The organism is Acidovorax sp. LjRoot204, assembly GCF_056175785.1.
Genome location: NZ_JBGFFF010000204.1, coordinates 1 through 6,323, shown reverse-complemented (window position 1 = coordinate 6,323; position 6,323 = coordinate 1). Strand labels below are relative to the sequence as shown.

The following is a 6,323-nucleotide window of genomic DNA, read 5'->3' as shown; positions in this document are numbered from 1 at the left end:
GGCCACACCAGGGCGCCCAGAAGTCCACCAGCACGGGCACGTTCATCGAGGCGGCAACCACCTCGGCTTCAAAGTTCTCTACGGTGACGTCAATCATGATGGTGTGGGGCCCGGGGCCTATGGAGCGGTTTGCGCGCTATTTTGGCCCATCAAAACAGCCCCACACCCGCCAGGGAGGCGCAAAAAGTAAAATCGCGGGTTCTACCTACAGCGGCTGGGCAGGCAAGGCCTGCCGGCCAGCACCTTCCACACCATGAAACCCATCCAGATCGGCGTGGTCATGGGTTCCAGCAGCGACTGGGACACCATGCAGCATGCAGTGCAAATCCTTGAACAGTTCGGCATCGCGCACGAGGCCCGCGTGGTGTCGGCCCACCGCATGCCCGACGACATGTTTGCCTACGCCGAGGCCGCCGCCGGCCGGGGGCTGAAGGCCATCATCGCCGGGGCCGGCGGTGCTGCCCACCTGCCCGGCATGATCGCCGCCAAGACCACCGTGCCCGTGCTGGGCGTGCCCGTGGCCAGCCGCCACCTGCAGGGTGTGGATTCGCTGCACTCCATCGTACAAATGCCCAAAGGCATCCCCGTGGCGACGTTTGCCATCGGCACCGCCGGTGCGGCCAACGCCGCCCTGTTTGCCGTGGCCCTGCTGGCCAATGAGAGCCCCGAGCTGCGCCAGCGCCTGGAAGCCTTCCGCGCCGAGCAGACGGAAGTGGCCCGCAACATGACCCTGCCGCCCGCTGCATGAGCGCCGCCATGCAACCCTTGCTCCCCGGATCGACGTTGGGTGTTCTGGGTGGCGGCCAGCTGGGCCGCATGTTCGTCCACCAGGCCCAGGCCATGGGCTACTTCACGGCCGTGCTCGATGCCGACCCCACCAGCCCTGCCGGGCTGGTGAGCCACCACCACATCCAGACAGGTTACGAAGACCCGCAGGGCCTCGCGGAGCTGGCCCGCCTGTCGGATGCGGTGACCACCGAGTTCGAGAACGTACCCGCCGCTGCACTGGCCACCCTGGCCGCGCAACGCCCCGTGTCGCCCGCCGCCAGCGCTGTGTCGGTGGCGCAGGACCGTGCACGCGAGAAGGCGCACTTTGTGGCCTGCGGCGTGCCCTGCGCGCCCTATGCCGTGATCGAAACCGCAGAGCAACTGGCCGCCGTATCCCCCCACCTTTTGCCCGGCATCCTCAAGACGGCCCGCATGGGCTACGACGGCAAGGGCCAGGTGCGCGTGAAGACGCCCGCCGATCTGGCCGCCGCCTGGGATTCGGTCGGCCAAGTGGCCTGCGTGCTGGAGAAGATGCTGCCGCTGCAGCTGGAATGCTCCGTCATCGTGGCGCGTGGTGCCGATGGGACGATGGTGCACCTGCCGGTGCAGCGCAACCTGCACCGCGACGGCATCCTGGCCGTGACCGAGGTTCATGAAGGAAATCTGCCGCAAGCGATAGTGGATCAAGCGGTAGCCGCTGCAAAATCTGTAGCAGAAGGCCTGCAGTATGTGGGCGTGCTGTGCGTGGAGTTCTTCGTGCTGCAGGACGGCAGCCTGGTGGTCAACGAGATCGCACCGCGCCCACACAACAGCGGTCACTACAGCCAGAACGCCTGCGATGTGTCGCAGTTCGAGCTGCAGGTGCGCACCATGGCCCGCCTGCCGCTGACGCAGCCGCGCCAGCACAGCGCCGCCGTCATGCTGAACCTGCTCGGCGACCTGTGGTTTGCCCACGGCGACGCGGCGCAGACCCCGCCCTGGGCCCAGGTACTGGCCCTGCCCGGCACCCACCTGCACCTGTATGGCAAGCGCGACGCCAAGCGCGGCCGCAAGATGGGGCACCTGAACATCACCGCCGCCACCCCCGAGGCTGCGCGCGCCACGGCCCTGCAGGCCGCAGCACTGCTGGGCATCGAGCCCTTCTGAGCCAGGCTGTTTCCATGATTCTCGACGGCAACGACCCCCAGGCCATCGCCACCGCTGCACGCGCAGTGCGCAGCGGCGCCCTGCTGGGTCTCCCCACCGAAACGGTGTATGGCCTCGCGGCCGATGCCAGCAGCGATACCGCCGTGGCGCAGATCTTTGCCGCGAAGGGGCGGCCCAGCGACCACCCGCTGATCGTGCACGTGGCCAATGCCGAGGGCATTGCGCATTTCGCCAGTGAAGTGCCCGGCTTTGCACAAAAGCTCGTTGATGCCTTCTGGCCCGGCCCGCTCACGCTCATCCTGCCGCGCTTGCCCGGCGTAGCCACCGCCGCCACCGGCGGGCAGGACAGCGTGGGATTGCGCTGCCCCGCGCACCCCGTGGCCCACGCACTGTTGGTGGCCTGCGCAGCCGCTGGCGACAGCAATGAGGCCGGCGGCCCTCCCGTGTGGGGCGTTGCAGCCCCCAGTGCCAACCGTTTTGGCCGCGTGAGCCCCACCACCGCCCAGCATGTGCAGGACGAGCTGGGCGCCGACCTGCTGGTGCTGGACGGCGGGCCCTGCGATGTGGGCATTGAAAGCACCATCGTGGACTGCACGCGCGGTGTGCCGGTGCTGCTGCGGCCCGGCGCCATCACCCGGGCGCAGATTGCGGCCGCTTGCGGCATGGCCCCGCTGTCCAAGGAAGACCTCCCCACGGCCACACCCCGCGCCTCGGGCACGCTGGAGGCCCACTATGCCCCCAGCGCCAAGGTGCGGCTGATGGACGCGAAGGCACTGCAGACCAGCCTGGACCTGCTGGGTACCGATGCCGCCCACATTGCGATCTATGCCCGCGCTGCGTTGCGCAGTCGGTCCTCCAAGCTGGTCATGCGGCGCATGCCCGATGACGCGGCTGCCACAGCGCAGCAGCTGTTCGCCGTGCTGCGCGGTTTTGACGACGAGGGCGTGAAGCTGATCTGGATCGAGACCCCGCCGGCGAGCCCCGACTGGGAGGGCGTGCGCGACCGCCTGCAGCGCGCCTCCGCCGCCTGACCAGGCACGATGGCGCCGCTTTACATCCGTTGACTTTGCGTCGTTAAACTACCCCCCACTTTTCTGGAGAAATACATGGCAGCAAATTGGATGCGCCGCACCATCATGGTCGCCGCATGTGCGTCGGCCGCGTTGCTCGCGGCCTGCGGTTCCAGCACCACCGAATCGGCCATCACGCCCCAGCGCTTTATTGCGTTCGGCGACGCCATGAACGATGTGGGGCAAAACGGCTCGCGTTACACCGTCAATGACGGCAGCGTTAACAACTGGACCCTGCAACTGGTGGCCAACTATGGCAAGTCGCTCGCCCCGGTCTCCGCAGGCGGCCTGAGCTACGCCACTGGCAACGCCCGCGTCAGCGCCAAGCCCGACGCCGCAGGCAATGCCAGCACCCGGACCGTCACCGAACAAATCGATACCTTTCTGGCCAGTGGCAGCTTTGCGGCCACCGACGTGGTGATCGTGAGCGGCGGCGTCAGCGACGTGATCGCCGGCATGGCCGCTGTGAACGCAGGCACCCAGACCCAGGACGCCATGGTGGCCGCCGCCCGCAAAGCTGGGGAGGACCTGGCTGCACAGGTGCGCCGCCTGGTGACGGCGGGCGCCAAGTATGTGGTGGTGACCGGCACCTACGACCTGAGCAAGACCCCCTGGGCCAAGACCATCGGCCGCGAAGCTTTGCTGAGCAACGCCAGCAGCCGCTTCAACGAAGGCCTTCTGGTGGGCATCGTGGACCTGGGCGCCAACGTGCTGTACGTGGACTCGGCCTACTACGTGAACCTGTACACCAGCGTGCCTGGCAATTACGGTTTCAACAACTCCACGGCGGCAGTGTGCACGTCGGTGGATGCGACCAACGGCATCGGCATTGGCGCAGGCCAGGTCAACTCGGCCCTGTGCACGTCCTCCACGCTGCTGTCGGGCGCCAATGCCACCTCGTTCGTGTTTGCTGACACCGTGTACCTCACGCCGTCGGCCCAGCGCCAGTTTGGCACCTACGCCTACGACCGCCTGCGCGCGCGCTGGTAAGACGGMGCGCTGCAGGCGCCCCGAAACAAAAAGGCCGCCCTCGGGGCGGCCTTTTTTGTGGGCGGGTAGTCTGCCACCTTGTGCGGATCAGAACCGATACACCACGCCCAATGCCACCACGTTGGGGTTGAGCTTGACGTCGATGGTCTGGCCTGTGGACAGGGTGTTGCGGGTCTTCACAAAAGTCTTGTAGTACGCCACGTCCAGCGACCACTGGTCGTTGAGCGCAATGCTCACACCCACCTGCGGCGTGAGACCAAACCGGGATTCAGCGCTCAGCGTGGTGGGGCGCGAAGGGCTGCCGCCGGTGAGCCCTGTCAGCGCTGCGGTGCCGCGCTCCTTGAAGAACTTGGCGTAGGTCACGCCCAGGCCCACGTAGGGGCGCACCCGCGCATTGGCCTCCAGAAAGCGGTACTGCGCGAACACGGTCATGGGCAGCACCTTGACCTCGCCGATCTTGCCCACGCCGCCGATGGCTCCGGCGCCCATGATGTTGTGCTTGAAAGGCAGCGCCAGAGGCACATCCACCGCCCAGTGGTCGGTGAGCATGTAGGTGATACCGCCAGCCAGCTGCGTGTCGGCATGCACGTCCACCTTGGTGCCCGTGAAGCTGGGCGCGGACAGGTCGCCACTGGTGACCTGGGGCGCGATTTGCGTGGCGCCCGCGCGCACCAGCCAGCTGCCAGCGGTCTGGGCCTGCGCGCCGCCCGACAGGGTGAGCGCCAGTGCGGCCACAACGCCAGCCAGGGAAGGGGTGATGGTTTTGTTTTGCATGGTGTATGAACCCTTCAACTGCCGATTACAGCCAGCCCGCGCGGGCCAGCGAACGCGATACCAGCTGGCTGACCAGCTGGTGGCCATACGGCGTGGGGTGGAAGCTGTCGGAGAACGCATAGGTCTTCCACCAGTCCGCGCCGCCCGTGGCGCCTGCGGGCGGCGTCTGTGCCGACAAAGCTGCCGCCGTGCACGTTGGGAAGGTATAGGTGGGCAGGCCGTCAGCACCTTGGCCGGTGATGGGGCACGCGGTGTTCTTGGCATTGGTCAGCCCGAACTGCGCGGGGTTAGCCACCTGGTCGTTGAACGAGGTGTAGAAGTCCACCACCACCACCTTGCTGTTGCCCGCAAAACGTTTGGCCAGCTGGGCGTTGAAGGCTTCGAGCCAGGCCTTGAGCAGGCCCTGCACCTGCGCGCTCGCGGCGGCGCCGGCCGACGCCGTGATGCCACCGAGCACCTGCTGCAGGCGCGGCGTCTTGTCGATGGCGGGCATGTTGAGCACCGCCACACGCTGCGCGCCCTTGCTCAAGGCATTGGCTTCGATCGCGTCGTGGAACTTGTCAGCCAGCGCCACCATGTAGGCGCCGCCCACCTGGGCCTGGCCCGTAGCACCGCCCGCCAGGCCGGCGTTCACCGTGGCCGCAGGCAACAGGGTGGAGAGCACCGCACCGAAGGCCTTGCCGCCATCCTTGGAGGCCGACAGGTAGGCACCGATGAGGTCCGCAGCGTCGTTGCCGCCACCGTCGATCAGCAACAGGTCCCCCGCGCTGAAGCCGTCAGCCCCTGCGTCGGTCAGCTGCTTGACGATGGAGACAGGCGATGCAGGCGCCGTGAAGTTGTTGATGCGACCGCCACCAATGGCGTAGTTGGTGCAGCCCGCCGCGTTGTTGAACGCGCTGCCGGTGGACACATAGCGGGGGCAGAGCGTGTTTGCGTAGCTGCTGGCCACCAGCTCGGGCCAGATGGGTGTGGACGCCGGGCCTGTGGGGGCACTGCCCTGCACCGTGAACTTGAAGCCAAACGTGCCGCTGTCGGCAATGCTGTCACCCATGACCTTGACGGTCTTGATGGGCGCCACCGGCAAGGTGTCGGCACCGCCGCCCCCGCACGCCACCAGCAGCGATGCTGCCGCCAGAGAAACCCACAAAGCCTTGCGCTGAAAAACCATCGGTATCACTCCTGTTATCGTAAAAATAGAACGACCGTGCTATTCCTCGTGAATCATATTCGTCAACAAAAAAAAGCCCCACCGGGTAAACACCGGTGGGGCTTAGGTGGCGGGTTCTAAAAGCCTGTGGGGCCCGTTCAGCGCTTCACACAGGCATCACGGCTGTCATTTGACGGTGTCGAACACGGCCTTGGCCTGCGCATGGCAGAACGGCGGCTCGTAGGTGCCGTGGTAGCTGCCGTAGTAGGTGGCAAAGGCTGCCGAGTTAGGGTCGGTGGGTGCCTTGCCGCCAGGGCCGTAGGTGGCCKGGATGGCAGCGTCCACATCGACTGTGTTGACGTTCGTCACACCCCGGCTGTCAAAGTCGGCTTTCATGACGACCATGTGAACGGCTGGCGGCACGGTGG

Annotated in this window: 7 protein-coding genes and 1 pseudogene; 4 read left to right on the top strand and 4 right to left on the bottom strand. The window is 66.7% G+C overall.

Annotated features, from left to right (window positions below):
- Nucleotides 1–97 (bottom strand): thioredoxin family protein (locus AC04MI_RS22460; protein ID WP_476498746.1); only part of this gene is annotated, 97 nt, incomplete at its 3' end.
- A gap of 156 nt (nucleotides 98–253) precedes the next feature.
- On the opposite strand from AC04MI_RS22460, the gene purE reads away from it, so the two are divergent.
- The 4 genes from purE (at nucleotide 254) to AC04MI_RS22440 (ending at nucleotide 3,974) form a co-directional block, all read left to right on the top strand.
- Complete coding sequence (gene purE / locus AC04MI_RS22455; protein WP_055395445.1) at nucleotides 254–748, top strand: 5-(carboxyamino)imidazole ribonucleotide mutase; 495 nt, start codon at nucleotides 254–256, stop codon at nucleotides 746–748.
- Complete coding sequence (locus AC04MI_RS22450) at nucleotides 745–1,914, top strand: 5-(carboxyamino)imidazole ribonucleotide synthase (RefSeq protein WP_436076849.1); 1,170 nt, start codon at nucleotides 745–747, stop codon at nucleotides 1,912–1,914. The genes purE and AC04MI_RS22450 overlap by 4 nt, the downstream gene beginning before the upstream one ends.
- A gap of 14 nt (nucleotides 1,915–1,928) precedes the next feature.
- A complete protein-coding gene (locus AC04MI_RS22445) occupies nucleotides 1,929–2,945 on the top strand; it encodes an L-threonylcarbamoyladenylate synthase (protein WP_116748214.1) in 1,017 nt (338 codons plus the stop codon).
- Nucleotides 2,946–3,020: 75 nt separating this feature from the next.
- Entirely contained in the window at nucleotides 3,021–3,974 is a 954-nt protein-coding gene (locus tag AC04MI_RS22440) for an SGNH/GDSL hydrolase family protein (RefSeq protein ID WP_436076848.1), read from the top strand.
- Between the two features lie 87 nt (nucleotides 3,975–4,061).
- On the opposite strand, the gene AC04MI_RS22435 is transcribed toward AC04MI_RS22440, so the two are convergent.
- From AC04MI_RS22435 to AC04MI_RS22425, 3 genes and pseudogenes are all read right to left on the bottom strand, one after another.
- The gene (locus AC04MI_RS22435) at nucleotides 4,062–4,748 is read right to left on the bottom strand and encodes an OmpW/AlkL family protein (protein ID WP_056068053.1); all 687 of its coding nucleotides are present in this window, start codon (nucleotides 4,746–4,748) and stop codon (nucleotides 4,062–4,064) included.
- A gap of 25 nt (nucleotides 4,749–4,773) precedes the next feature.
- Nucleotides 4,774–5,916 carry an SGNH/GDSL hydrolase family protein gene (locus AC04MI_RS22430; RefSeq protein WP_436076847.1) on the bottom strand — a complete coding sequence of 381 codons (1,143 nt, stop codon included), beginning with the start codon at nucleotides 5,914–5,916 and terminating at the stop codon, nucleotides 4,774–4,776.
- Nucleotides 5,917–6,081: 165 nt separating this feature from the next.
- Nucleotides 6,082–6,323 (bottom strand): annotated as a pseudogene (locus AC04MI_RS22425) (esterase); the annotation flags it as partial.

What these genes read in the sequence shown, in the direction of transcription:
- AC04MI_RS22430 (WP_436076847.1), bottom strand. Translation starts at nt 5,916, where the DNA reads ATGGTTTTTCAGCGCAAGGCTTTGTGGGTTTCTCTGGCGGCAGCATCG.
- purE (WP_055395445.1), top strand. Translation starts at nt 254, where the DNA reads ATGAAACCCATCCAGATCGGCGTGGTCATGGGTTCCAGCAGCGACTGG.
- AC04MI_RS22445 (WP_116748214.1), top strand. Translation starts at nt 1,929, where the DNA reads ATGATTCTCGACGGCAACGACCCCCAGGCCATCGCCACCGCTGCACGC.
- AC04MI_RS22440 (WP_436076848.1), top strand. Translation starts at nt 3,021, where the DNA reads ATGGCAGCAAATTGGATGCGCCGCACCATCATGGTCGCCGCATGTGCG.
- AC04MI_RS22435 (WP_056068053.1), bottom strand. Translation starts at nt 4,748, where the DNA reads ATGCAAAACAAAACCATCACCCCTTCCCTGGCTGGCGTTGTGGCCGCA.
- AC04MI_RS22450 (WP_436076849.1), top strand. Translation starts at nt 745, where the DNA reads ATGAGCGCCGCCATGCAACCCTTGCTCCCCGGATCGACGTTGGGTGTT.